Origin of the sequence: Enterovibrio litoreus (assembly GCF_045679545.1) — a bacterium.
GTDB lineage: Bacteria > Pseudomonadota > Gammaproteobacteria > Enterobacterales > Vibrionaceae > Enterovibrio.
In genome coordinates, this window is the sequence record NZ_CP166194.1 from 3,209,423 (window position 1) to 3,234,109 (window position 24,687).

Genomic DNA, 24,687 nt, shown 5'->3' on the forward strand with positions numbered 1-24,687 from the left:
TGGCAAAATGGCTTTGAAAAAATAAAAAGCCAGGCTATGCCTGGCTTTTTACCGATAGGTTCAGCATGCTTATTCAGCAGCTTCCTCAGCAGATTGCTCAGGACGATCTACCAACTCGATGTAAGCCATAGGGGCTTTATCACCAGCACGTACACCGCATTTAAGAATGCGAGTGTAACCGCCTGCACGAGAGGCAAAACGTGGACCTAATTCGTTGAACAGCTTCGCTACAACTTCGTCGTTACGAGTGCGAGCGAACGCAAGACGACGGTTAGCAACACTGTCGATCTTTGCTAGGGTAATCAATGGCTCAATTACGCGACGCAGCTCTTTTGCCTTAGGCAGAGTTGTTTTGATAACTTCATGAGTTACCAGAGAGCTAGCCATGTTGCTGAACATCGCTTTACGATGACTGCTGTTGCGATTGAGTTGACGACCACTCTTACGATGGCGCATGACCTAATCCTTCTAACTAAGTAATCAGTATCTGATTAATCTTCAGCGATTGAAGCTGGTGGCCAATTTTCGAGGCGCATACCCAGTGACAAACCGCGTGAAGCCAACACGTCTTTGATTTCTGTCAAAGACTTTTTACCAAGGTTAGGTGTCTTAAGAAGCTCTACCTCGGTACGCTGTACCAGATCACCAATGTAGTGGATCGCTTCTGCTTTCAAACAGTTAGCAGAGCGAACAGTTAGTTCCAGATCGTCTACAGGACGCAGTAGGATCGGATCGAACTCTGGCTTTTCTTCTTTCTCTTCAGGAACTCGTACATCACGAAGATCTACGAATGCATCCAGTTGCTCAGCAAGAATAGTTGCTGCACGACGGATAGCTTCCTCAGGATCAAGCGTACCATTGGTTTCCATATCGATAACCAACTTGTCTAGATCAGTACGCTGTTCAACACGTGCTGCTTCAACATTGTAAGCAATACGGTCTACTGGGCTGAACGTCGCATCGACAAGCAGACGGCCGATAGGGCGCTCGTCTTCTTCAGTATGAATACGGGCTGACGCTGGTACATAGCCACGACCACGTTCTACCTTGATTCGCATGCTGATCTCAGCATTTGAATCTGTCAAGTGGCAGATTACGTGTTCTGGGTTCGCAATCTCAACACCACCGTCGTGGGTGATGTCGCCTGCAACAACAGGGCCCGCACCAGACTTATTAAGAGTAAGGATAACTTCATCTTTACCCTCTACCTTAACGGCCAAGCCTTTAAGGTTAAGTAGGATTTCCAGGATATCTTCCTGTACACCCTCTTTGGTGCTGTACTCGTGCAACACGCCATCAATCTCTACTTCTGTCACTGCGCAACCAGGCATAGATGACAGTAGGATACGACGTAGAGCATTGCCTAGGGTGTGACCAAAGCCACGCTCTAGCGGCTCAAGAGTTACTTTTGCGTGCGTCGAGCTTACTTGTTCGATGTCTACTAGACGCGGCTTAAGAAATTCTGTTACAGAACCCTGCATTGTGTCCTCTCTTTAGTTTAGCTTTACTTAGAGTAAAGCTCGACGATCAGGTGTTCGTTGATGTCAGCAGACAAATCTGAACGCTCTGGTAGGCGCTTGAAAGTGCCTTCCATTTTGTTGCTGTCTACTTCGATCCAAGTTGGCAGCTCGCGCTGAGCAGCAATTTCAAGCGCTGCTTTGATGCGTGCTTGGTTCTTAGCTTTCTCACGAATGCTAACAACGTCATTAGCCGTTACCTTGAAAGAAGGAACGTTAACCACTTTGCCGTTTACTAGGATCGCCTTGTGGCTTACCAACTGACGTGATTCAGCGCGAGTTGCACCAAAGCCCATGCGGTAAACTACGTTATCCAGACGACCTTCTAGAAGTTGCAGCAGGTTTTCACCTGTATTGCCCTTAAGGCGAGCAGCTTCTTGATAGTAGTTACGGAATTGCTTTTCAAGAACGCCATAAGTACGACGAACTTTTTGCTTCTCACGAAGCTGAACGCCGTATTCAGACAGACGACCGCGACGAGCGCCGTGCACGCCTGGGGCGTTGTCAATTTTACACTTGGTATCAATCGCGCGTACGCCTGACTTTAGGAACAAGTCAGTACCTTCGCGACGGCTAAGCTTCAGCTTAGGACCCAAATATCTTGCCATGATCTTTCTCCAGAATACTAAGAAACAGCGTTATACGCGACGTTTCTTAGGTGGACGACAACCGTTATGTGGGATTGGAGTCGCATCAACAATGTTTGTGATACGGAAACCAGCCGCGTTCAGTGCACGAATCGTAGATTCACGACCTGGACCAGGACCCTTTACCATAACTTCCAGGTTCTTAAGGCCATATTCTTTAGCCATCTCACCACAACGCTCAGCAGCAACCTGTGCAGCGAACGGAGTTGATTTACGAGAACCGCGGAAACCAGAACCACCTGCAGTTGCCCATGCAAGAGCATTACCTTGACGGTCAGTAATGGTAACGATTGTGTTGTTGAAAGACGCATGGATATGCGCTACGCCATCAGCAACTTGCTTGCGTACGCGTTTACGTGCGCGATTTGGTTGTTTAGCCATTAGTAATCACCTACCCCGATTATTTCTTGATCGGTTTGCGCGGACCCTTACGGGTACGAGCATTGGTCTTCGTACGCTGGCCACGTAGTGGCAAGCTGCGACGATGACGCAAACCGCGGTAACAACCAAGGTCCATAAGACGCTTGATGTTCATTGAAACTTCACGACGTAGATCACCTTCTACAGTGTACTTGGCAACGCCATCACGCAGTAGATCGATCTGCTCTTCAGTTAGTTCACTGATCTTAATGCTTTCAGCAATACCAGTCTCAGCCAAAATAGCTTTTGAACGGGTTTTGCCAATACCGAAAATCGCAGTCAATGCGATAACGGCATGCTTCTGATCAGGAATGTTAATGCCTGCAATACGGGCCACTATTCACTCCTAGTACTTTTTCAAGAAGAACCGCTGCAGAGCCCGTTGAGGATACGCAGCGGCTATACCACTTCTTTTGCACACACAAAAGGTGGGTGGCTAATGTAGCCACCCTGCCTAAATTTTGCAAGAAAAATATTCTGCTATTAGCCTTGGCGCTGCTTGTGCTTTGGCTCACTGCAAATCACGCGAACGACACCGTTACGCTTGATTACTTTACAGTTACGGCAGATTTTCTTAACGGAAGCACGAACTTTCATTGCTAAACTCCGTAGATGTCAATCTGTTATCGGCCATAGCCTTTCAGATTGGCTTTCTTCAACACGGACTCATATTGTTGAGACATCAGATGTGTCTGAACTTGAGCCATAAAGTCCATGATTACCACGACTACGATAAGTAGGGAAGTTCCGCCAAAATAGAAGCGTACGTTCCAAGCAATCATCATGAACTCGGGGATCAGACAGATAAAGGTGATATACAACGCACCCGCAAGGGTCAGTCGAGTCATTACTTTATCAATGTACTTTGCAGTCTGCTCGCCCGGGCGAATACCAGGTACGAATGCACCAGACTTCTTCAGATTGTCTGCCGTCTCACGCGGGTTGAAAACCAACGCAGTGTAGAAGAAACAGAAGAAGATAATCGCTGCAGCATAAAGAATTACATACAGAGGTTGACCAGGACTTAGTGCCAAAGACACATCGGCCAGCCAGCCCAACTGTTCGCTTTGACCAAACCATTGGGCCAAAGTGCCTGGAAACAGGATAATACTTGATGCAAATATCGCTGGAATTACGCCTGCCATATTTATTTTCAATGGCAAGTGGGTGCTCTGTGCAGCAAAGACGCGACGGCCTTGCTGACGTTTGGCGTAGTTAACGACGATACGACGTTGACCACGTTCCATAAACACCACGAACGCAATTACTGCGAATGCAATTACCGCAATCAACAGAAGAAGAAGCACGTGCAATTCACCTTGACGCGCTTGCTCCGCTGTCTGTCCGATGGCGGATGGTAATCCTGCAACGATACCCGTGAAAATAATCAAGGAAATACCGTTACCGATACCACGCTCAGTGATCTGCTCACCTAACCACATCAAAAACATGGTGCCGGTAACCAAACTCACAACAGCAGTGAAGTAGAATCCAAACCCTGGGTTAACCACAAGGCCTGGAATCATACTAGGCAACCCCGTCGCAATACCAATCGCTTGGAAGGTTGCCAGTACTAACGTGCCGTAGCGGGTATACTGGCTAATCTTACGACGACCAGACTCCCCTTCTTTCTTCAACTCAGCCAATGCTGGGTGAACTACCGTTAACAGTTGGACAATAATCGATGCCGAAATATACGGCATAATACCCAACGCTAAGATAGAAGCACGCTCAAGAGCACCACCAGAGAACATGTTAAACAATTCAATGATGGTACCTTGTTGCTGTTCGAACAGATCGGCAAGTACAGCAGCGTCAATACCAGGAATTGGTACAAAAGAGCCGGCACGGAAAACCAATAACGCACCTACCACAAACAGTAGACGGCTTTTGAGTTCCGCAAGTCCACCTTTTGCACTACTAAAATTTTGTCCTGGTTGTTTTGCCATCTGTACCTCGTCCTCGAGCTAGTTATTCCTCGATTTTACCGCCAGCAGCTTCAATTGCAGCTTGAGCACCTTTGGTAACGCGAAGACCTTTGATAGTCACTGAGCGCGCGATCTCACCTGACAGTACGATTTTCGCCGTACGGATGTCTTTAGTGATTACGTTTGCTGCTTTCAGTGTCTCAAGGCTTACTACGTCACCTTCAACTTTAGCCAGTTCGCTTAGACGAACTTCAGCTGCAGTTAGGCTCTTACGAGAAGTAAAACCAAATTTTGGCAGACGTTGTTTCAAAGGCATTTGACCGCCTTCGAAACCTGGGCGCACAGAACCACCTGAACGTGATTTCTGACCTTTGTGACCGCGGCCACCAGTTTTGCCCAGGCCTGAACCGATACCACGGCCTACGCGCTTCTTAGAAGGCTTAGAACCCGCAGCCGGAGATAGAGTATTCAAACGCATGTGATTACTCCTCCACTTTAACCATGTAGTAAACTTGATTGATCATGCCGCGTACGCAAGCAGTATCTTCAAGTTCAACGGTGTGGTTGATGCGACGAAGGCCCAAGCCACGCAGCGTAGCTTTATGCTTCGGCAGTCGGCCGATAGAGCTACGAGTCTGAGTTACTTTAATAGTTTTAGCCATGTCGAATTACCCCAGAATTTCGTTTACTGGCAGACCGCGCTTGGCAGCTACCATTTCTGGAGACTTCATACCACCCAAACCAAGAATCGTTGCACGAACGATGTTGATTGGGTTAGTAGAACCGTATGCTTTCGCCAGAACGTTGCGAACACCCGCAACTTCTAGAACTGCACGCATCGCACCACCTGCGATGATACCTGTACCTTCTGAAGCAGGTTGCATGTACACTTTTGAACCAGTGTGGCGACCTTTAACAGCGTGGTGCAGAGTACCGTCATTTAACGCGATAGTAACCATGTTACGACGCGCTTTTTCCATTGATTTTTGGATAGCGGCAGGTACTTCACGGGCTTTACCGTAACCGAAACCTACGCGACCATTGCCATCACCAACTACAGTAAGAGCGGTGAAGCTAAAGATGCGACCACCTTTAACCGTTTTAGAAACACGGTTAACAGCAATCAGCTTCTCTTGCAAATCACTTTGTTGTTTTTCGTTAGCCATCTTTCCGCCTACCTTAGAATTTCAGACCAGCTTCACGGGCAGCATCTGCCAGTGCAGCCACGCGGCCGTGGTATTGGAAACCGGAGCGGTCAAAAGCAACTGATTCGATGCCTTTTTCCAGCGCACGTTCAGCGACTGCTTTACCCACAGCTGCTGCAGCGTCTTTGTTACCGGTACTCTTCAATTGATCACGGATCGCTTTTTCTACGGTAGAAGCAGCGGCGATAACTTCAGAGCCATTAGCTGCGATAACCTGTGCGTACACGTGACGTGGAGTACGGTGCACCACTAGGCGAGTCGCACCCAGTTCAGCAATCTTGCGACGCGCTCGGGTCGCACGACGGATACGAGCAATTTTCTTATCCATAGTGTTACCTTACTTCTTCTTAGCTTCTTTAGTACGCACGACTTCGTCAGAGTAACGAACACCTTTGCCCTTGTAAGGCTCAGGTTGACGGTATGCGCGGATGTCAGCAGCTACTTGACCAACTAATTGCTTGTCTGTACCAGTCAAAACAATTTCAGTTTGGCTTGGGCATTCTGCCTTGATGCCTGCAGGCAGGTCATGTTCAACAGGGTGAGAGAAGCCCAAAGTTAGAGCTACTGCATTTCCCTTGATTGACGCACGATAACCAACACCTTTCAGGATCAGTTTCTTGGTAAAGCCTTCAGTAACACCAACAACCATGTTGTTTACTAGTGCACGTGCAGTACCAGCTTGGGCGTTAGCCTTCACGATACCTTCGCGCGGTGCAAACTTCACAGCGTTGTCTTCTTGGCTTACTACCACTGCATTATTGATAACGCGGGACAGTTCGCCCTTGCTACCTTTAACAGTGATTTCCTGACCGTTAAGGTTCACCTCTACGCCGGCAGGAATTACTACGGGTGCTTTTGCAACACGAGACATTTCCTACTCCTTAAGCTACGTAGCAGATGATCTCACCGCCAAGACCCGCTTTGCGAGCGGCACGGTCGGTCATCAAACCTTTAGAAGTTGATACTACAGCAATACCCAGACCACCCATTACAGAAGGCAGTGCATCTTTTTTCTTATAGATGCGCAGACCTGGACGGCTTACACGTTGGATTTGCTCGATAACTGGGTTCGCTTCGAAGTATTTCAAAGTCACTTCCAGTTCTGGCTTAACATCGCTAGAAACAGCGTAGTCAGCCACATAACCTTCAACTTTAAGTAGCTCAGCAATTGCCACTTTCAGCTTTGACGAAGGCATTTTAACAGCAACTTTCGCTGCTGTCTGACCGTTGCGAATGCGGGTCAGCATATCCGAAATCGGATCTTGCATGCTCATAAGTCTTTACTCCCGTGATTCAATTACCAGCTCGCCTTACGCAGACCCGGAATCTCGCCTTTCATGCAAGCTTCGCGGACCTTGATTCGGCTAAGGCCGAATTTACGTAGGTAGCCATGTGGACGCCCAGTCTGGTTACAGCGATTACGCTTACGAGACATGGATGAATCACGCGGTAAAGATTGAAGCTTCAGGACTGCATCCCAACGCTCTTCTTCGGTCGCGTTAACGTTTTTGATGGTAGCTCTTAGTGCAGAACGCTTTACAGCGAACTTTGCTACCAGCTTCGCGCGTTTTGCTTCGCGCGCTTTCATTGATTGCTTAGCCATTACAGTAACCCTTCACCTTACTTACGGAATGGGAAGTTGAAGGCAGTCAGCAGAGCTTGACCTTCCTCATCAGTCGCCGCTGTAGTCGTGATAGTAATATCAAGACCACGGATACGATCTACTTTGTCGTAGTCGATCTCTGGGAAGATGATTTGCTCACGAACGCCCATGCTATAGTTACCGCGACCGTCGAAAGATTTCGAACTCACGCCGCGGAAGTCGCGTACACGTGGTAGAGCGATTGAGATCAAACGCTCAAAGAAATCCCACATACGTTCGCCACGCAGGGTTACTTTACAACCAATAGGGTAGCCCTCTCGGATCTTGAAGCCAGCAACTGATTTACGTGCCTTAGTGATAAGCGGCTTCTGACCAGTAATAGTGGTCATATCTGAAGCTGCATTCTCAAGCAGTTTTTTATCGTTGATCGCTTCGCCCACACCCATGTTCAGGGTGATCTTTTCGATCCTTGGGACTTGCATGATACTCTTGTATTCGAACTTTTCAGCAAGCTCTTTTACAACAGTCTCTTTGTAGTAATCATGCAGTTTCGCCATAGTACTACTCCAACTTACTTAATAGTTTCGCCATTCGACTTGAAGAAACGAACTTTTTTGCCGTCTTCAAATCGGAAGCCTACACGGTCTGCTTTACCAGTTGCCGCGTTGTAGATAGCCACGTTAGAAACGTCAAGTGCTGCTTCTTTTTCAATGATGCCGCCTTGCACACCCATTGCCGGAACTGGCTTCTGGTGTTTCTTAACTAGGTTGATACCTTCAACGATAACCTTACCGGTAGTCAGTACCTTAGATACTTTACCTTTCTTGCCTTTATCTTTACCAACAAGAACGATAATTTCGTCTTCACGACGGATTTTAGCTGCCATTTTAAACCGCTCCTTACAGAACTTCAGGCGCCAGAGACACAATCTTCATGAACTTATCGCCACGAAGCTCACGTGTCACAGGGCCAAAGATACGAGTACCGATTGGTTGCTCAGTAGTGTTGTTCAACAGTACGCAAGCATTACGGTCGAAGCGAATGACAGAACCGTCTGGACGACGAACGCCTTTACGGGTGCGAACTACAACCGCCTTCAGAACGTCACCTTTCTTAACTTTACCGCGTGGGATTGCATCCTTCACGGTAACTTTGATGACATCGCCGATATGGGCGTAGCGACGGTGTGAACCACCCAGCACCTTAATACACATTACACTGCGAGCGCCGGAGTTGTCGGCTGCATCCAGCATACTTTGCATTTGGATCATGGTTAGTGCTCCGCTGTTATTACATCTAGACCCATCTCGGGTCGGGCTGCCTCATTACAAGGGCGGCGAATAATAACACTATTTTTTAAAGATGAATAGATAAAAAATAAACGGCCCCTAAGTTGGAGCCGTTTAAATTTTAACCGTTGGAAAGTTACCCTTACAGGCGTGCTTTCTCAACTACGCGTACCAGAGTCCAAGACTTAGTCTTAGACAGTGGACGACACTCACGAACTTCAACTTTGTCGCCTTGGGCGCATTCGTTGTTTTCATCGTGAACATGTAGTTTAGTTGTACGCTTGATGAACTTACCGTAAATCGGGTGTTTCACCTGGCGCTCAATTGCAACAACAATAGACTTATCGCCTTTGTCGCTAACTACAAGGCCTTGTTGAGTACGGATTTGGTCGCTCATTATGCGTTGCCCTTCTGGTTCAGAACGGTTTTAACACGTGCGATATCACGACGAACAGTCTTCAGAGTATGAGTTTGCTGAAGTTGACCTGTTGCTGCTTGCATGCGCAGGTTGAATTGCTCACGCAGCAGACCCAGCAGTTCTTCATTCAGCTGTTCTACGCTCTTTTCGCGAAGTTCTTGTGCTTTCATCACATCACCGCCTTAGTTACGAAAGTGGTTTTGATTGGTAGTTTACGTGAAGCTAGCTCGAATGCTTCGCGAGCTAGGGTTTCAGAAACACCATCCATCTCGTACAGGACTTTACCTGGTTGAATTTGTGCAACCCAGTAACTTACAGAACCCTTACCTTTACCCTGACGAACTTCCAGAGGCTTGGTAGTGATCGGCTTGTCTGGGAACACACGGATCCAGATTTGACCCTGACGCTTAATGTGACGAGTCATAGCACGACGTGCAGCTTCGATCTGACGAGCAGTGATACGACCACGACCAACAGCTTTAAGGCCGAAGGTACCGAAGCTTACGTCAGTACCGGCAGCAAGACCGCGGTTACGACCTTTAAAAGCCTTGCGGAACTTAGTACGTTTTGGTTGAAGCATCGATAGACTCCTTACTTACGGCCTTTACGCTGCTTCTTAGGCTTTTCAGCCTGTGGCTCAGCAACTGGCATGCCGCCTAGAACTTCACCTTTGAAGATCCAAACTTTAATACCAATTACACCGTAAGTGGTGTGAGCCGAAGAAGTTGCGTAGTCAATATCAGCACGAAGGGTGTGCAATGGCACACGACCTTCACGGTACCACTCGGTACGAGCGATTTCAGCGCCGCCAAGACGGCCGCTTACTTCCACTTTGATACCTTTGGCGCCTAGACGCATTGCGTTTTGTACCGCGCGCTTCATAGCACGACGGAACATAACACGACGCTCTAGCTGAGAAGCGATGCTGTCACCAACAAGCTGAGCATCAAGCTCTGGCTTACGTACTTCTGCAATGTTGATTTGTGCAGGTACACCGGCTAGTTGAGCAACGCGAGCGCGCAGTTTTTCTACGTCTTCGCCTTTCTTACCGATAACAACACCTGGGCGAGCTGTGTGAATAGTCACACGGATGCTCTTAGCAGGGCGCTCGATAACGATGCGAGATACAGACGCTTTTTTCAGTTCATTAGTCAGGAACTGACGTACCTTGAAGTCGCCGTCTAGGTTGTCAGCGAAATCTTGGCTGTTAGCAAACCAAGTGGAATTCCAAGGCTTACAAATGCCAAGACGAATACCATTAGGATGTACTTTTTGACCCATTGCTTTCTCTCCTCGTCTCTTAGCGGTCTGCTACAACAACAGTGATGTGGCTAGAACGCTTCAAGATGCGATCGGCACGGCCTTTTGCACGAGGCATAATGCGCTTCATGACTGGACCTTCGTCAACAAAGATTTTTGCGACATTCAAATCATCAATGTCAGCACCTTCGTTATGCTCGGCGTTTGCGATAGCAGACTCCAGAACCTTCTTGATTAGTTCAGCAGCTTTTTTGTCGCTGAACGTCAAAACTTCTAGAGCTTGTGCAACGTTTTTACCGCGCACTTGGTCTGCAACCAAACGTGCTTTTTGAGGCGAAATGCGAGCAAAGCGATGTTTAGCAATAGCTTCCATATCTTAACTCCTTAACGCTTCTTAGCTTTCTTATCTGCAGCATGGCCGCGATAAGTACGTGTTGGTGCAAATTCGCCCAGCTTGTGACCGATCATCTCTTCAGTGACGAAAACAGGTACGTGCTGACGACCATTATGGACAGCGATGGTCAAACCGATCATCTGAGGGATGATCATTGAACGACGGGACCAAGTCTTAACAGGCTTTTTGTCTCCGCTTTCCAACGCTTTCTCTACCTTCTTCAGCAAGTGCAGGTCAATAAATGGACCTTTCTTGAGAGAACGTGGCATGGCGTATCCTCTTTAAAATTACTTGTTACGACGACGTACGATGTACTTGTCGGTACGTTTGTTGCTACGGGTTTTGAAGCCCTTAGTTGGCATACCCCAAGGTGATACTGGGTGACGACCGCCTGATGTGCGACCTTCACCACCACCGTGTGGGTGATCCACTGGGTTCATTGCTACACCACGTACGGTAGGGCGAACGCCTCTCCAACGTGTTGCACCAGCTTTACCCAACTCACGTAGCATGTGTTCTGCGTTGCCAACTTCACCGATGGTCGCACGACCTTCAGAAAGTACTTTACGCATTTCGCCAGAACGCAAACGAATAGTTACGTATGCGCCATCACGTGCAACGATTTGTGCATAAGCACCCGCTGAACGTGCTAGCTGAGCACCTTTACCAGGCTTCAGTTCAACACAGTGAACAGTCGAACCTACTGGGATGTTACGCATTGGCAGGGTGTTACCTGCTTTGATCGCAGCATCAGGACCAGATTGAATCTGATCACCAGCTTTAACACCTTTAGGTGCAATGATATAACGACGCTCACCGTCTGCGTACAGAACCAGTGCAATGTTTGCACTGCGGTTTGGATCGTATTCCAGGCGCTCAACTTTCGCTGGGATGCCGTCTTTAGTACGTTTGAAGTCAATCAAACGGTAGTGTTGCTTATGACCACCACCGATGTGACGTACTGTGATACGACCGTTGTTGTTACGACCGCCTGACTTCTGGTTTTTCTCCAGAAGCGGTGCGTAAGGCTTACCTTTGTACAGGTCAGCGTTAACAATTTTAACAACGTGACGACGACCCGGTGAAGTAGGCTTACATTTAACAATTGCCATTTTTTAATACTCCTCCGTCTTACTCAGCGCCGCCAGCGAAGTCGATGTCTTGACCTTCTTTCAAGATAACATACGCTTTTTTGACGTCTGAACGACGACCTTGGCGAGCACCTTGACGTTTGGTTTTACCCTTAGTGATAAGAGTATTTACAGACTTAACTTCAACTTCGAACAGTTTCTCAACTGCCGCTTTGATCTCTTTCTTAGTTGCAGTCATCGCTACTTTGAAAACGATAGTGTTACCGTTTTCAGCAGCCATGGTTGCTTTTTCAGAGATGTGCGGAGCACGTAGAACTTTAAGAATACGCTCTTCAGTGATCATCCCAGCATCTCCTCAACTTGTTTAACTGCTGCTGCAGTCATCACTACTTTGTCGAAAGCGATCAGGCTAACTGGGTCAATGCCTGCTGCATCACGAACGTCAACTTTGTACAAGTTGCGTGCCGCAAGGAACAGATTTTCATCAACTTCTGCAGTTACGATCAGAGCTTCAGTCAGTTCAAGCTCTTTCAGCTTGACGATCAACTCTTTGGTCTTTGGAGCTTCTACAGAGAAGTTGTCAACAACGATCAAACGATCTTGACGGACTAGCTCAGACAGAATGCTCTTAAGAGCACCACGGTACATCTTTTTGTTAACTTTCTGGCTATGGTCCTGAGGACGAGCTGCGAAAGTTACACCACCCGAGCGCCAAATTGGGCTACGGATTGTACCTGCACGGGCGCGGCCAGTACCCTTCTGACGCCATGGCTTAGCACCACCACCGCGTACATCTGAACGGGTTTTCTGAGCGCGAGTACCCTGACGGGCACCAGCTGCGTATGCAACGACTACCTGGTGTACCAGGGCTTCGTTGTATTCACGCCCGAAGGTAGTTTCGGAGACAGTTAGCGCATCAGCGCCTTTGACTACCAATTCCATTACTAACTCCTCGACGTTACGCTTTAACGGCTGGTTTGACGATTACGTTGCTGCCAGTTGCACCAGGGACTGCACCTTTAATAAGTAGCAGTTTGCGCTCAGCGTCAACACGTACGATCTCTAGGTTCTGAGTAGTTACTTGCTCAGCACCCATGTGACCAGCCATTTTTTTGCCTTTGAATACACGACCTGGGGTTTGACATTGGCCAATTGAACCCGGAGCACGGTGAGACAAAGAGTTACCATGGGTCATATCTTGAGTACGGAAGTTCCAACGCTTAACTGCGCCTTGGAAGCCCTTACCTTTAGATGTACCAGTAACGTCAACTTTCTTGATTTCTGCGAACAGATCTACGTTCAGCTCAGCGCCGACTTCAAACTCTTCACCACCATTCAGACGAAATTCCCACAGACCACGACCAGCTTCTACACCTGCTTTCGCAAAGTGACCAGCTTCTGGCTTAGATACGCGGCTTGCTTTTTTAACGCCTGCAGTTACTTGGATAGCAGAGTAACCATCTACTTCAGGAGTACGTACCTGAGTAACACGGTTAGTTTCTACTTCTACAACGGTTACAGGGATAGAAACGCCATCTTCAGTGAAGATGCGTGTCATGCCTACTTTACGACCGACTAGACCAATCATTACTTATTTCCCCTCTTAACCCAGGCTGATTTGAACATCAACGCCCGCAGCAAGGTCAAGACGCATCAGAGCATCAACAGTTTTATCTGTTGGCTCAACGATGTCGATCAGACGCTTGTGAGTACGAATTTCGTACTGGTCACGTGCATCTTTGTTGACGTGCGGAGAGACAAGAACGGTGAAGCGCTCTTTACGAGTTGGCAGTGGGATAGGACCACGAACCTGCGCACCAGTGCGCTTTGCGGTTTCAACGATTTCCGCAGTAGACTGGTCGATCAAACGATGATCGAAAGCCTTCAGGCGGATACGGATACGTTGGTTCTGCATTAGACAGAGCTCCAAATAAAAAAATTACACAAACAATATCGCCACTCAACCACGTAAAAACGAGGGAATGCCGATTGATTTATGTGAAACCGTAGTATCAATATTTGATACATTGTCAGCCACTTAACGTGACTGCGAACATAAGCGGAGTATACATTACTGACTAATCAAGCTTAACGCTTACAGCGACTAGTCTTCCTCCTGTGCTCATTGGTTCACAACTGTACTTACGAGAGCATTTTGTCTCAGGCAGTGCGGGCATTATACAGATCACAAAAGGCTTTGCAAGCCACGTTTAAAAATTAATCACAGGCCACCTTTTAAGGCCGTTTAAACCTATTACTCGGCCTCAATCATCTGAGCTTGGTTGTAGTTTTGAATCCCAACTTTTTCGATGAGACCGAGTTGGGTTTCTAGCCAATCAACATGCTCTTCTTCATCTTCTAGAATATGATTGAACAGATCGCGGGAAACATAATCTCGAACACTTTCGGCATACTCAATAGCATCTTTCAGATCAGGAATGGCATCCATCTCTAACGCTAAGTCACACTCAAGCATTTCTTGCGTATCTTCTCCGATGCGAAGTTTGCCGAGGTCTTGTAAATTGGGAATGCCTTCAAGGAACAATATTCGCTCAATCAGATCATCAGCGTGTTTCATTTCATCAATCGACTCTTCATACTCTTTATCTGCGAGAACTTTTAGTCCCCAGTCTTTATACATTCGGGCATGAAGGAAATATTGGTTGATGGCAATGAGTTCATTACCAAGGGCTTTGTTGAGGTGTTGGATGATTTTAGGATCAGATTTCATCGCGCTCGCTCCTTTTCAGCATCTACTAAATGTAGAACTGTTCAAGGCGCTGTCAATCGCGCTATTGGGACACAGCCGTTATTTTAACTGGCCTGTTTAAACATCGTTATGGTAGAGATTTCATTGAGCAGTTCTTTTGTTGGGCGAATGCACTTTCCACATTGAGAGCCCAACGGGGTGATTCGACGAATACCTTGGATATCAGTAATCCCCTGCTCGAAAGCAAGTTTCTTGATTTTCTTATCTGATATTCCGTGGCATAAACAAACGTACATGAACAACTCTCTCAACACTTCATTATGAGAATGTAAACGAGAATGGTTCACATTACAAATTGTATTTATCGATTGAATACGGTGTTTAGTGACAGAAAAACCGAAGTTCCCTTTGCTTTGTTTATTACTTGTTGAAAAATAGGCAATAAAAAAGAGCGCCGAAGCGCTCTTTTTTTAGCATTGTGCTATCGAGGCTTAAAATTAAGCAACGATCTTAGCAACAACACCTGCACCAACTGTACGACCACCTTCGCGGATTGCGAAGCGTAGACCTTCGTCCATCGCGATTGGCGAGATCAGAGTAACAGTCATTGCAATGTTATCACCTGGCATTACCATCTCAACGCCTTCTGGCAGTTCGATAGTACCGGTCACGTCAGTTGTACGGAAGTAGAACTGTGGACGGTAGCCTTTGAAGAACGGAGTATGACGGCCGCCTTCATCTTTCGACAGAACGTAGATTTCTGAAGTGAAAGTAGTGTGTGGAGTGATTGAACCAGGCTTAGCCAGTACTTGACCACGTTGAACTTCGTCACGCTTAGTACCACGTAGAAGAACACCAACGTTCTCACCAGCACGGCCTTCGTCAAGAAGTTTACGGAACATCTCAACACCAGTACAAGTAGTGGTGATGGTGTCTACGATACCAACGATAGCAACTTCGTCACCTACACGTACGATACCTTGCTCAACACGACCAGTAACAACAGTACCACGGCCTTGGATTGAGAATACGTCTTCGATTGGCAGGATGAATGGCTTATCGATAGCACGCTCTGGCTCTGGGATGTAAGAATCCAGTGCTTCAGCTAGTTCGATGATTTTTGCTTCCCACTGCTCTTCGCCGTTCAATGCACCTAGTGCAGAACCTTGAATTACTGGGCAATCGTCGCCTGGGAAGTCGTACTCAGAAAGAAGTTCACGAACTTCCATCTCAACCAACTCAAGCAGTTCTTCGTCATCAACCATGTCACACTTGTTCATGAAAACAAGGATGTATGGAATACCAACTTGGCGACCTAGTAGGATGTGCTCACGAGTTTGTGGCATAGGGCCATCAGTCGCAGCAACAACTAGGATACCACCGTCCATTTGCGCAGCACCGGTGATCATGTTTTTAACATAATCGGCGTGTCCTGGGCAGTCTACGTGTGCGTAGTGACGTGAAGGAGTATCGTATTCTACGTGTGAGGTAGAGATAGTGATACCGCGCTCACGCTCTTCTGGAGCGTTATCGATTGATGCGAAGTCACGTGCTGAACCGCCGTATACTTTTGACAGTACAGTACAGATAGCAGCAGTTAGAGTGGTTTTACCGTGGTCAACGTGGCCGATTGTACCAACGTTAACGTGCGGTTTCGTACGTTCAAATTTTTCTTTAGACACGATCGTGTTCCTTCCTAGTTATGAGCCGCACCTACCGTCGTAAGTGCGATCAGAAGTTTTTATTAATGCTGGCGAACAATGCCAGCATTAAAGTTACTAATCAACTACGCTGTGCGATGATTGAATCAGCAACGTTCTTTGGAACGTCAGCGTATTCGCTGAATTCCATAGAGTAAGATGCGCGGCCCTGAGTCGCTGAACGCAAGTCAGTTGCGTAACCAAACATCTCTGCCAGCGGTACCTGTGCGCGAATGATTCTCAAACCAGCAGGACCATCGTCCATACCAGAAATCAAACCACGGCGACGGTTCAAGTCACCCACTACATCACCCATCCAATCTTCTGGAGTGGTAATTTCCACTTTCATCATTGGCTCAAGAATAACAGGTTGCGCTTCAAGCGCACCTTTCTTAAAGGCCATAGATGCAGCGATTTTAAACGCCATTTCGTTGGAGTCAACATCATGATAAGAGCCATCGAACAATGTCGCTTTAATGTCAAGCACTGGGTAGCCAGCGAGTACACCGCTACTCATTTGTTCTTCAATGCCTTTACCAACAGAGCTGATGTATTCTTTTGGTACTGTACCACCAACGATTTCATCAACGAAGACAAAGCCTTCGCCTGGTTCAGATGGTTCCAGTTTGATCCATACATGACCATACTGGCCGCGACCACCGGATTGCTTGACGAATTTACCTTCGGCTTCAGCGCTTCCACGGATAGTTTCGCGGTATGCCACCTGTGGCTTACCTACATTACATTCCACACTGAACTCACGACGCATGCGATCAACAATGATGTCGAGGTGAAGTTCACCCATGCCCGAGATCAGGGTCTGACCTGACTCGACGTCCGTTTCAACGCGGAATGATGGATCTTCTGCTGCTAGTTTACCCAGCGCGATACCCATTTTTTCTTGGTCAGCTTGTGAGCGTGGCTCTACTGCAATCTGAATAACAGGTTCAGGGAACTCCATTCGCTCAAGAATCACTTTAGATTCTAGCGCACAAAGTGTGTCACCTGTCGTCACGTCTTTCAGACCAATTGCAGCGGCGATATCACCCGCGCGAATTTCTTTTACTTCTTCACGCTTATTTGAATGCATCTGGACGATACGGCCAAATCGCTCACGTTTTTGTTTCACTGAGTTATACACAGTGTCACCAGTGTTAACCACACCTGAGTAAACACGCAGGAAGGTCAACGTACCCACAAATGGGTCTGTTGCAATTTTAAATGCGAGTGCTGCAAAGGGTTCGTTATCGTCTGCATGACGGTCGACCTCATTGCCATCTTCGTCTTCACCTTTGATCGCGATTACGTCAACCGGAGAAGGAAGGTATTCAACCACTGCATCTAGTACCGCCTGAACACCTTTGTTCTTAAATGCAGAACCACAAGTTGCCAGTACGATTTCATTATTAATTGTGCGTTCACGCAAAGCTTTCTTGATTTCAGCTTCTGTCAATTCCTCACCTTCGAGGTATTTATCCATCAGCTCTTCATTCGCTTCAGCGGCGGCTTCAATCAAATTCTGATGCCACTCTTCAGCCAGCTCTTGCATGTCAGCCGGGATCTCTTCATAACTGAAAGTCATGCCCTGATCCGCTTCATTCCAGTTTATCGCCTTCATTTTGATAAGGTCGATAACACCGCGGAAATCTTCTTCTGCACCAATATTCAAATGAATTGGAACAGGATTAGCGCCTAGTCGATCTTTAATTTGATTAACTACACGCAAATAATCTGCGCCTGTACGGTCCATTTTATTGACGAAAACCATACGAGGAACTTGATATTTATCGGCTTGACGCCAAACAGTCTCTGACTGAGGTTCAACACCAGACGAACCACAGAAAACAACGACTGCGCCATCTAATACGCGCAATGAACGTTCAACTTCAATTGTAAAGTCAACGTGTCCAGGGGTATCGATGATATTGATGCGATGCTCAGTAAACTGTGCATCCATACCACGCCAGAATGCAGTAGTCGCAGCGGAGGTGATGGTAATACCACGCTCTTGCTCTTGCTCCATCCAGTCCATGGTTGCGGCACCATCGTGCACTTCACCAATTTTGTGAGAAAGACCGGTATAAAACAGGATACGCTCTGTTGTTGTAGTTTTACCTGCGTCTACGTGAGCCACAATACCGATGTTGCGGTAGCGCTCAATAGGGGTCTTACGAGCCACAGTAGTATCCTCTTACTTCGACCTTGGGTATTGGGTTTAGGCGCGGCAGAAGCCGCGCCTAAAAAGGTATTACCAGCGGTAATGAGCAAACGCTTTGTTCGCTTCTGCCATACGGTGAACGTCTTCACGTTTCTTAACAGCAGTACCTTTGTTCTCAGATGCATCCAACATTTCGTTAGCTAGACGCTGAGCCATAGATTTTTCACCACGCTTACGCGCAGCTTCAACCAACCAACGCATAGCAAGTGCGTTACGGCGAACCGGACGAACTTCTACTGGTACTTGGTAAGTTGAACCACCAACACGGCGAGATTTAACCTCTACCGCAGGGCGTACGTTTTCAAGAGCTAGTTCAAACACAGACAGATGTTCTTTACCAGAACGCTCAGCCATGATTTCTAGTGCGCCATAAACGATTTTTTCTGCAGTCGACTTTTTACCGTCAACCATTACGATGTTTACAAATTTTGCCAGCAGCTCTGATCCGAACTTAGGATCCGGAAGGATTTTACGCTGACCAATTACGCGACGACGTGGCATGGAATTCTCCGTTGTCTTCTTCAGGTTTTATCCAAAACTTTTCAGTTTTTTCAAAATTACAAATTAATTAGTGTTTGGCCTTACTTAACGGATTCCATTAAGACTTCGGACGTTTCACACCGTACTTAGAACGACCTTGTTTACGGTCGTTAACGCCTGCACAGTCAAGTGCACCACGAACGGTGTGATAACGCACACCTGGAAGGTCTTTTACACGACCGCCGCGGATAAGAACAACGCTGTGCTCTTGCAGGTTGTGACCTTCACCACCGATGTATGAAGTAACTTCAAAACCGTTAGTCAGGCGAACACGGCAAACTTTACGCAAAGCCGAGTTAGGTTTTTTAGGCGTGGTAGTGTAAACACGAGTACAAACACCACGTTTTTGCGGACACGCTTCCAACGCAGGCACGTTGCTTTTCGCAACTTGCTTGATGCGTGGCTTACGTACCAGCTGGTTAATAGTTGCCATTAAATAGCTCCTGATATTACTTACGTATATGTGTGAAAAATCTATGCCCCACAGAAGTAGGGACGCGAAATTTTAGGCGTCGTCCATTTAGGTGTCAAGATTTATACAACGATCTTTGCATTGAACAATTTGTAAACGCTGCCATCCTGACCTTTTACGCTAGTCGAAATGGGCAATATTCACCATTTCATTTGCTTAACATGGCGTTCAGTAAGTCCAACAAAGCCATTCATATCAACAACTTCGAAAGATTTAGTGATTTTATGATTTATGCCTCGCGCGACAAGATCTTCACGAAGAACATAAATACGACATCCTGATGACGTCAAGGGTTGTTGCCACTGTCCGCAATCAATTGCGGCGATCACAGCGTCTTCGATCAGTAAGATCTCGCTTTGTTGCTCTGCATATCGCAAGCAATGACCCAAAGATGGCGACGAAAAAGGAGAACTACTGACTGTATGAAGCATCATCTGTCCTTTAAAACTCGGGCTGTTTAAAACTGAAGCACTTTCAAAATTGGAGCACTTTCGCGCATTGAGCCAAACGCTGAGAAATCACATCTGGTGATACGATATCCACATTGATGACAAAAGATGCGTGGCTCAAGCCACGCTCGCTCAGTGAGGTTTCGCAAACATAGATGTCTTCAACGTCGCAAAGAGACAGCATTTTGAATGTTGAGATATAGTCGCGGCACAATATTTCAGTGGGTTGCTGCTCACTCAGTAACTGCATGACACCATCCCCCACAAAGAACAACACAAGATCTTCGCTGTAGTTTGAGGTTGCTAAAACGGCATCAAGCCCTTCACGTCCGCTAGCAGACCCGTGTGGTGCCGATGAAAAGACAAATCCAAGTTTTTTCATGTACCAACCTTAGAACTGCACAACGCGATCGGCAGTAAGTAGCGCTTCTGATAACGCTCCCAATCCCGCTTGAGAAAAACCTTCAGCCATATTGGACGACGGTAATTGATGCTGCTTGGCTTCCTCATCACTGACTACTCCGCGACGCAGCGCAGCAGCAACACAGGTTTCCAATTCAGTTTGGTTTTCCGTTGCCAATGTTTGCCAAGCCGCGACCAAGTCAAACTCATCGTTAGCGGGTACGGTTAACGACGAGGCATTGGATACCCCATCTTGATAGAAAAAGACGCGAGACAATGTGTGCCCCTTCGCCAACAGTGCCTTCGCGAATCGATAAGCGGTCAACGAAGATTGATAACCGTAAACGGGCCCGCTAACCACGATAACGTAGTTCAATATCATCTCTCTCCGTCCTCACCTTTGCGCTGACGGATATACAGATAAACAGTGTGTTTAGAAATATTGAGGCGGTCTGCCACGCGATTGATAGCATCTTTGATATCGAAAATACCTTTATCAAACAACTCCATGACAATCTGGCGATTCTTGGTGTTGTTCGCAACAGATTTGTCCGCATTGATTTCTTCGATTGTGCGCTCAACGGTTTGATCAACGAGTTCATCAACATCACTGGCAAAGTTAACCGCTGAAACCGCCTGACGCGCTTCCTCGGTTGGCATGAATGCTTGCAATACCTGAGAAAAAGGGGCGTCCAGATTGATATTGATACAAAGCAGTCCAATCACACGATTCTCACCATTACGAATAGCGACCGTGATGGATTTCATCAGAGTGTTACCCTTGGCGCGTGTGAAATAAGCACGAGAGAAATTGCGTTCAGAGCCTTCAATATCACGCAGCATGCGTAACGCCAAATCCGTGATAGGCGAGCCAACCTGACGACCGGTATTCTCGCCGTTGGCAATTTTGATAGCTGACGTGTTCAAGTCTTCCAGTGAGTGCAGCACGATTTCACAGTGTTGGCCAATCAATGCAGCTAACCCATCAACCACGGCTTCGTAGGATTTTAGGATAATGTTGTCTTGTTCGGTAAAGGGATTACTTTCGATAAAGTCACTGTCGACGATCACATCTGAACCGAAACTGTCTGTTGATACCACTGGCCTATTTTCCTTTTGTTAGTTTTCGCTCATCAACGGACAAAAGATAAACGAAATCTGCAATCTTTAAAATCTAGCGATAAGTCTAACAGACTTGGTTCAAAAGATGTAAAAACCCCGACAGAAGTCGGGGTTTTGAGTATTCCAATGCGAACGCGTTAAGACGGCATTAGTTAGAAGCTGGTTTGCCTTTAATTTCTAGCAACTCAACATCGAACACCAGCGTAGAGTTTGCTGGAATAGCAGGTGTGTCTTGTGAGCCGTATGCCAACTCAGAAGGGATCACGAATTTGAACTTAGAACCGACAGGCATCAATTGAACGCCTTCCGTCCAACCAGGGATCACGCGATTAAGCGGGAACGTTGCTGGTTGGTTGCGATCGTAAGAGCTATCAAATTGCGTACCGTCAGTCAGCGTACCTTTGTAGTGGACGACGACTGTATCTTCAGCCGCTGGCTTTTCGCCATCGCCCATCGTCTCAACCAGATACATCAGGCCTGAATCTGTTGTTTTTACGCCATCTGTCTTTGCGAACTGCGTACGAAATTCTTCACCCGCTTTCACTGCTACTGCTGCTTTCTCTTGCGCTTGTTGTTGGGCCATTTCTGCCACGCGCTGATCCAGAGCCTGCAGAGCAACTTGTGCTTCTTCTTCACTCAGTTTTGATTGATCAGCAAACGCGTCTTGTACACCCTGAAGAACCAGATCTGAGCTCAGAGCCAAACCAATTTCTTGTTGTTGTTCAAGATTTGCTTTCAGGTATTGCGCCAGAGACGCACCAATCGCGTAAGCGGCTTTGTCGTCTTCGGTGGCAAATGTTACGGTTTCAACGGCGACAGGCGCTTCGACTTTCGCGGTTTCTTCTTTCGCGTCTTCTTGACAACCTACTGCCAGTGCAACGGTGGCCGCCAGCAATGACATTTTAAAAACTGATTTCATTAGTTACTCCGTTGGTATAAAAACCACATTTTTCTTATTCGCTTACGCGATAAAAATGCGAAAGCCCAAAACGATCAATATACTCGACGTTATAGGGCTCCAAGATAAGGAACACAAGCGTGATGCGACAATTCGTCGGCACAATTTGCTTATTTCTGACACTGTTAGCACTTTCAGGATGCTTTCACTCGACTCATGAGGCTCAGCGCTGGACGCTTCAACCCGATGGAGTAACCAGTTTCAGCCTTAGTCGCGACGGGCGATTTGCCCTAATGGCATCGACTGAAAAAGGCATCGTTCTTTGGGATCTGATCCAAAACAAGCAACTTGCTGATTTTGGTTATCAGGACCCAGATAAGAACACGGTGATCGCCAGTCAAATCTCGGATAACAACCGCTATGCCATTTCCGCCACGTCGCAAAACTTTGCTGTGTGGGATTTGGCATGGGGTCAAGCCGAAGGCCTGTGGTCAATATCCGATGGCATCATCCGCGGTCTTGATATTAGCAATAATGGCCAAAAAGTGCTGCTTGCATTGTCAAACGGCAAAGCTTTGTTCGTGGACTTAGGCACGGGCCGACGCTTAGAGTTCCTTGCTCACAAAGATAAAGTGAATAGTGTCTCTCTGTCCCCTAATGGCAAATATGCGATGTCCGGGGGCAATGACCACAACGCTTTTTTTTGGGATACAGAAACAGGGCAAATTCTCAATCAGTTTACTCACGAGCATCGCATCACTCGCGTTGAACTTCATCGAAATGGGAAGTTTGCCTTTTCCGCCGATGGGGATGACGCCGCCATTGTGTGGGATCTTTCAACAGGGGATGCCATCAGCGAGCTCCAGATGTTTCAACGCCATGCCAATTTTTCTACGGCACGCTTCTCTGACGATGGCACCAGACTGGTAACGGGCACACCCGGACGACGAGTGGAATATTGGGACACCCAAACGGGCGACAATGTCGGTCGCTGGCTAGCGCGCGAGCAACAAAACACTCGGCCTCCAACCGCAGTGGTGTATGATGTGGCGATTGATCCAACCGGACGCGTCATCTCTGGCACTTCAGCCGGTATCGCACAAGCTTGGATAGCGCAGGAAAATTGAAAACACCATGACAGAATTTGAACAACAGCTACAAAAGCAAATTGAAGATCTTGAAATCAAGCAGGCGTTTCAAGAACACACCATTGAAGAACTCAATGACGCAGTGACGGCTCAGCAGAGGACAATTGACCGAATGAACACGCAAATTGCGTTTTTGGTCACTAAGCTGCGCTCAATGGAACCGGCCAACATTGCTGGCATGGACGAAGAAACACCGCCTCCGCATTATTAAAAAACAGGTCCTAGAATCCTAGGACCTGAAGCTCTTCATCCGCAAAAATCGCTACCCGCGCTTTTCCGTGTTCATCAACCGTCGCGCGGTACATTCCCGCACAGTTCAGTTCAAAGTTAACCTTGCCGTTAGCGTCAATCGCGATCACACCGCCTTCACCGCCCAGCGCCAGAAAATCCCCGTGAATCACATCGCGACACGCCTTTTCTATTGATGCATCGCTGTATTGCATGCGCCCAGCAATATCACCCGCCACCGTGCAGCGCATGAGTAACTCCCCCATGCCGGTCGCAGACACCGCCACATTGCCGTTTCGCGCATAGTTACCGCCGCCAACAATCGGCGTATCACCCACACGCCCCCAACGCTTGTTGGTTAATCCACCCGTGCTGGTCGCGGCAGCAAGGTTTCCGTTTTTATCCAGCGCCACCGCACCCACAGTACCGTGTTTTTTCTCATCAGGATAACGAGCTTCGGAGAGTGCCACACCCCCCGTTTTCTTCATGATCTGCAATTCGTTGTAGCGACGCTCAGTGAAGAAGTAATCCTGCTCTGTATAGTCGTATCCACATTCTTTGAATGCAAATGTCTCCGCGCCTTCGCCAGCGAGCATTGCGTGAGGACTTTTCTGCATCACATCGCGGGCAAGCTGAATCGGGTTTTTGATATGACGGATCAAGGTCACCGCACCCGCATCTAGATTCTTCCCATCCATCACGCATGCATCCATCTCTACTGTTTCTTCATGGGTGAGAACAGAACCTTTACCCGCATTAAATAACGGACTGTCTTCCATCACAGTGACGGCTGCCACCGTCGCATCCACCGCACTCCCTCCGTTCACCAAAACAGCATGACCTGCTAGCACAGACTGAGCCAAAGCCTCACGATAAGCTTGCTCGAGTTCAGGTGTCATCAATCGGCGATCTATGGTGCCAGCACCGCCATGAATGGCGATTGAAAAGGGTTGCAGCATAAAAGTTCCTTGGCATTAAAATTTCAAGACCCGATGGACAATTAAAGAACTGGATGATTTTGAAGTAAA

At 47.4% G+C, this 24,687-nt stretch carries 42 protein-coding genes; 2 read left to right on the forward strand and 40 right to left on the reverse strand.

Annotated features, from left to right (window positions below; genetic code table 11):
• Positions 1-69 precede the first annotated feature (69 nt).
• From rplQ to fkpA, 39 genes are all read right to left on the reverse strand, one after another.
• Positions 70-456: a 50S ribosomal protein L17 gene (gene rplQ / locus AB8599_RS14285; RefSeq protein ID WP_028024637.1), complete on the reverse strand. Its 387-nt coding sequence runs from the start codon at positions 454-456 to the stop codon at positions 70-72.
• A gap of 35 nt (positions 457-491) precedes the next feature.
• Positions 492-1,481: a DNA-directed RNA polymerase subunit alpha gene (locus AB8599_RS14290; RefSeq protein WP_002541536.1), complete on the reverse strand. Its 990-nt coding sequence runs from the start codon at positions 1,479-1,481 to the stop codon at positions 492-494.
• 23 nt (positions 1,482-1,504) lie between these two features.
• Positions 1,505-2,125, reverse strand: a complete 621-nt coding sequence (gene rpsD / locus AB8599_RS14295; protein WP_016962033.1) for a 30S ribosomal protein S4 — start codon at positions 2,123-2,125, stop codon at positions 1,505-1,507.
• A gap of 30 nt (positions 2,126-2,155) precedes the next feature.
• Positions 2,156-2,545 carry a 30S ribosomal protein S11 gene (gene rpsK / locus AB8599_RS14300; RefSeq protein ID WP_002541534.1) on the reverse strand — a complete coding sequence of 130 codons (390 nt, stop codon included), beginning with the start codon at positions 2,543-2,545 and terminating at the stop codon, positions 2,156-2,158.
• A gap of 19 nt (positions 2,546-2,564) precedes the next feature.
• Complete coding sequence (rpsM, locus tag AB8599_RS14305; protein ID WP_407331555.1) at positions 2,565-2,921, reverse strand: 30S ribosomal protein S13; 357 nt, start codon at positions 2,919-2,921, stop codon at positions 2,565-2,567.
• Positions 2,922-3,067: 146 nt separating this feature from the next.
• Positions 3,068-3,181: a 50S ribosomal protein L36 gene (gene rpmJ, locus AB8599_RS14310; RefSeq protein WP_000868186.1), complete on the reverse strand. Its 114-nt coding sequence runs from the start codon at positions 3,179-3,181 to the stop codon at positions 3,068-3,070.
• Between the two features lie 26 nt (positions 3,182-3,207).
• The gene (secY, locus tag AB8599_RS14315; protein WP_017002713.1) at positions 3,208-4,533 is read right to left on the reverse strand and encodes a preprotein translocase subunit SecY; all 1,326 of its coding nucleotides are present in this window, start codon (positions 4,531-4,533) and stop codon (positions 3,208-3,210) included.
• A gap of 22 nt (positions 4,534-4,555) precedes the next feature.
• On the reverse strand, positions 4,556-4,990 hold the full coding sequence (gene rplO / locus AB8599_RS14320; protein ID WP_016962030.1) for a 50S ribosomal protein L15: 435 nt from the start codon (positions 4,988-4,990) through the stop codon (positions 4,556-4,558).
• A 4-nt stretch (positions 4,991-4,994) separates the two neighbouring features.
• On the reverse strand, positions 4,995-5,174 hold the full coding sequence (rpmD, locus tag AB8599_RS14325) for a 50S ribosomal protein L30 (RefSeq protein WP_002541431.1): 180 nt from the start codon (positions 5,172-5,174) through the stop codon (positions 4,995-4,997).
• Positions 5,175-5,180: 6 nt separating this feature from the next.
• On the reverse strand, positions 5,181-5,678 hold the full coding sequence (gene rpsE / locus AB8599_RS14330) for a 30S ribosomal protein S5 (RefSeq protein WP_016962028.1): 498 nt from the start codon (positions 5,676-5,678) through the stop codon (positions 5,181-5,183).
• A 13-nt stretch (positions 5,679-5,691) separates the two neighbouring features.
• Positions 5,692-6,045: a 50S ribosomal protein L18 gene (gene rplR / locus AB8599_RS14335; protein WP_407331556.1), complete on the reverse strand. Its 354-nt coding sequence runs from the start codon at positions 6,043-6,045 to the stop codon at positions 5,692-5,694.
• A 9-nt stretch (positions 6,046-6,054) separates the two neighbouring features.
• A complete protein-coding gene (rplF, locus tag AB8599_RS14340; protein ID WP_274167044.1) occupies positions 6,055-6,588 on the reverse strand; it encodes a 50S ribosomal protein L6 in 534 nt (177 codons plus the stop codon).
• A 10-nt stretch (positions 6,589-6,598) separates the two neighbouring features.
• A complete protein-coding gene (gene rpsH / locus AB8599_RS14345) occupies positions 6,599-6,991 on the reverse strand; it encodes a 30S ribosomal protein S8 (RefSeq protein ID WP_407331557.1) in 393 nt (130 codons plus the stop codon).
• Positions 6,992-7,014: 23 nt separating this feature from the next.
• The gene (gene rpsN, locus AB8599_RS14350; RefSeq protein ID WP_407331558.1) at positions 7,015-7,320 is read right to left on the reverse strand and encodes a 30S ribosomal protein S14; all 306 of its coding nucleotides are present in this window, start codon (positions 7,318-7,320) and stop codon (positions 7,015-7,017) included.
• A 17-nt stretch (positions 7,321-7,337) separates the two neighbouring features.
• Positions 7,338-7,877: a 50S ribosomal protein L5 gene (rplE, locus tag AB8599_RS14355; RefSeq protein ID WP_407331559.1), complete on the reverse strand. Its 540-nt coding sequence runs from the start codon at positions 7,875-7,877 to the stop codon at positions 7,338-7,340.
• A 14-nt stretch (positions 7,878-7,891) separates the two neighbouring features.
• On the reverse strand, positions 7,892-8,206 hold the full coding sequence (gene rplX, locus AB8599_RS14360) for a 50S ribosomal protein L24 (RefSeq protein ID WP_016962022.1): 315 nt from the start codon (positions 8,204-8,206) through the stop codon (positions 7,892-7,894).
• A gap of 13 nt (positions 8,207-8,219) precedes the next feature.
• Complete coding sequence (gene rplN / locus AB8599_RS14365; RefSeq protein ID WP_067418550.1) at positions 8,220-8,591, reverse strand: 50S ribosomal protein L14; 372 nt, start codon at positions 8,589-8,591, stop codon at positions 8,220-8,222.
• 160 nt (positions 8,592-8,751) lie between these two features.
• Positions 8,752-9,006 (reverse strand): 30S ribosomal protein S17, encoded by a 255-nt coding sequence (rpsQ, locus tag AB8599_RS14370; protein WP_016962020.1) that lies wholly within the window; start codon positions 9,004-9,006, stop codon positions 8,752-8,754.
• Positions 9,006-9,197, reverse strand: a complete 192-nt coding sequence (gene rpmC, locus AB8599_RS14375; RefSeq protein WP_028024650.1) for a 50S ribosomal protein L29 — start codon at positions 9,195-9,197, stop codon at positions 9,006-9,008. The genes rpsQ and rpmC overlap by 1 nt, the downstream gene beginning before the upstream one ends.
• Positions 9,197-9,607 (reverse strand): 50S ribosomal protein L16, encoded by a 411-nt coding sequence (gene rplP / locus AB8599_RS14380; RefSeq protein WP_016962018.1) that lies wholly within the window; start codon positions 9,605-9,607, stop codon positions 9,197-9,199. Before rplP ends, rpmC begins: the two co-directional genes overlap by 1 nt.
• A gap of 11 nt (positions 9,608-9,618) precedes the next feature.
• Positions 9,619-10,308 (reverse strand): 30S ribosomal protein S3, encoded by a 690-nt coding sequence (gene rpsC, locus AB8599_RS14385; RefSeq protein ID WP_407331560.1) that lies wholly within the window; start codon positions 10,306-10,308, stop codon positions 9,619-9,621.
• A 19-nt stretch (positions 10,309-10,327) separates the two neighbouring features.
• Complete coding sequence (rplV, locus tag AB8599_RS14390) at positions 10,328-10,660, reverse strand: 50S ribosomal protein L22 (protein WP_028024652.1); 333 nt, start codon at positions 10,658-10,660, stop codon at positions 10,328-10,330.
• 11 nt (positions 10,661-10,671) lie between these two features.
• The gene (rpsS, locus tag AB8599_RS14395; RefSeq protein WP_016962015.1) at positions 10,672-10,950 is read right to left on the reverse strand and encodes a 30S ribosomal protein S19; all 279 of its coding nucleotides are present in this window, start codon (positions 10,948-10,950) and stop codon (positions 10,672-10,674) included.
• A gap of 18 nt (positions 10,951-10,968) precedes the next feature.
• Complete coding sequence (gene rplB, locus AB8599_RS14400; protein ID WP_407331561.1) at positions 10,969-11,793, reverse strand: 50S ribosomal protein L2; 825 nt, start codon at positions 11,791-11,793, stop codon at positions 10,969-10,971.
• A gap of 19 nt (positions 11,794-11,812) precedes the next feature.
• Entirely contained in the window at positions 11,813-12,115 is a 303-nt protein-coding gene (gene rplW, locus AB8599_RS14405; RefSeq protein WP_016962013.1) for a 50S ribosomal protein L23, read from the reverse strand.
• Positions 12,112-12,714 carry a 50S ribosomal protein L4 gene (gene rplD, locus AB8599_RS14410; protein WP_028024654.1) on the reverse strand — a complete coding sequence of 201 codons (603 nt, stop codon included), beginning with the start codon at positions 12,712-12,714 and terminating at the stop codon, positions 12,112-12,114. Before rplD ends, rplW begins: the two co-directional genes overlap by 4 nt.
• Before the next feature lie 16 nt (positions 12,715-12,730).
• Complete coding sequence (gene rplC / locus AB8599_RS14415; protein ID WP_407331562.1) at positions 12,731-13,360, reverse strand: 50S ribosomal protein L3; 630 nt, start codon at positions 13,358-13,360, stop codon at positions 12,731-12,733.
• Positions 13,361-13,375: 15 nt separating this feature from the next.
• Positions 13,376-13,687: a 30S ribosomal protein S10 gene (gene rpsJ, locus AB8599_RS14420; protein WP_016962010.1), complete on the reverse strand. Its 312-nt coding sequence runs from the start codon at positions 13,685-13,687 to the stop codon at positions 13,376-13,378.
• Positions 13,688-14,026: 339 nt separating this feature from the next.
• On the reverse strand, positions 14,027-14,503 hold the full coding sequence (gene bfr / locus AB8599_RS14425; RefSeq protein WP_407331563.1) for a bacterioferritin: 477 nt from the start codon (positions 14,501-14,503) through the stop codon (positions 14,027-14,029).
• An 83-nt stretch (positions 14,504-14,586) separates the two neighbouring features.
• Positions 14,587-14,778: a (2Fe-2S)-binding protein gene (locus AB8599_RS14430; RefSeq protein ID WP_407331564.1), complete on the reverse strand. Its 192-nt coding sequence runs from the start codon at positions 14,776-14,778 to the stop codon at positions 14,587-14,589.
• Positions 14,779-14,979: 201 nt separating this feature from the next.
• Positions 14,980-16,164, reverse strand: coding sequence for an elongation factor Tu (gene tuf, locus AB8599_RS14435; protein ID WP_407331565.1), 1,185 nt, complete (start codon positions 16,162-16,164; stop codon positions 14,980-14,982).
• A gap of 100 nt (positions 16,165-16,264) precedes the next feature.
• Positions 16,265-18,361: an elongation factor G gene (gene fusA / locus AB8599_RS14440; protein WP_407331566.1), complete on the reverse strand. Its 2,097-nt coding sequence runs from the start codon at positions 18,359-18,361 to the stop codon at positions 16,265-16,267.
• A gap of 69 nt (positions 18,362-18,430) precedes the next feature.
• Complete coding sequence (rpsG, locus tag AB8599_RS14445; RefSeq protein ID WP_016962006.1) at positions 18,431-18,901, reverse strand: 30S ribosomal protein S7; 471 nt, start codon at positions 18,899-18,901, stop codon at positions 18,431-18,433.
• Between the two features lie 97 nt (positions 18,902-18,998).
• On the reverse strand, positions 18,999-19,373 hold the full coding sequence (gene rpsL, locus AB8599_RS14450; RefSeq protein WP_002535163.1) for a 30S ribosomal protein S12: 375 nt from the start codon (positions 19,371-19,373) through the stop codon (positions 18,999-19,001).
• Positions 19,374-19,552: 179 nt separating this feature from the next.
• Positions 19,553-19,843 (reverse strand): sulfurtransferase complex subunit TusB, encoded by a 291-nt coding sequence (tusB, locus tag AB8599_RS14455; RefSeq protein WP_407331567.1) that lies wholly within the window; start codon positions 19,841-19,843, stop codon positions 19,553-19,555.
• Positions 19,844-19,886: 43 nt separating this feature from the next.
• Complete coding sequence (tusC, locus tag AB8599_RS14460) at positions 19,887-20,243, reverse strand: sulfurtransferase complex subunit TusC (RefSeq protein ID WP_407331568.1); 357 nt, start codon at positions 20,241-20,243, stop codon at positions 19,887-19,889.
• A 9-nt stretch (positions 20,244-20,252) separates the two neighbouring features.
• Positions 20,253-20,645, reverse strand: a complete 393-nt coding sequence (gene tusD, locus AB8599_RS14465; RefSeq protein ID WP_407331569.1) for a sulfurtransferase complex subunit TusD — start codon at positions 20,643-20,645, stop codon at positions 20,253-20,255.
• Positions 20,642-21,364, reverse strand: a complete 723-nt coding sequence (locus tag AB8599_RS14470; protein WP_407331570.1) for a transcriptional regulator — start codon at positions 21,362-21,364, stop codon at positions 20,642-20,644. Before AB8599_RS14470 ends, tusD begins: the two co-directional genes overlap by 4 nt.
• Before the next feature lie 169 nt (positions 21,365-21,533).
• Positions 21,534-22,304, reverse strand: coding sequence for an FKBP-type peptidyl-prolyl cis-trans isomerase (fkpA, locus tag AB8599_RS14475; RefSeq protein WP_407331571.1), 771 nt, complete (start codon positions 22,302-22,304; stop codon positions 21,534-21,536).
• Positions 22,305-22,426: 122 nt separating this feature from the next.
• Here fkpA and AB8599_RS14480 point away from each other — a divergent pair, with 122 nt between their 5' ends.
• On the forward strand, positions 22,427-23,410 hold the full coding sequence (locus AB8599_RS14480; protein WP_407333233.1) for a WD40 repeat domain-containing protein: 984 nt from the start codon (positions 22,427-22,429) through the stop codon (positions 23,408-23,410).
• 7 nt (positions 23,411-23,417) lie between these two features.
• Positions 23,418-23,642 carry a SlyX family protein gene (locus AB8599_RS14485; protein WP_407331572.1) on the forward strand — a complete coding sequence of 75 codons (225 nt, stop codon included), beginning with the start codon at positions 23,418-23,420 and terminating at the stop codon, positions 23,640-23,642.
• Between the two features lie 10 nt (positions 23,643-23,652).
• Here AB8599_RS14485 and AB8599_RS14490 read toward each other — a convergent pair whose 3' ends face one another.
• On the reverse strand, positions 23,653-24,618 hold the full coding sequence (locus AB8599_RS14490) for an isoaspartyl peptidase/L-asparaginase family protein (RefSeq protein ID WP_407331573.1): 966 nt from the start codon (positions 24,616-24,618) through the stop codon (positions 23,653-23,655).
• Positions 24,619-24,687: the final 69 nt, after the last annotated feature.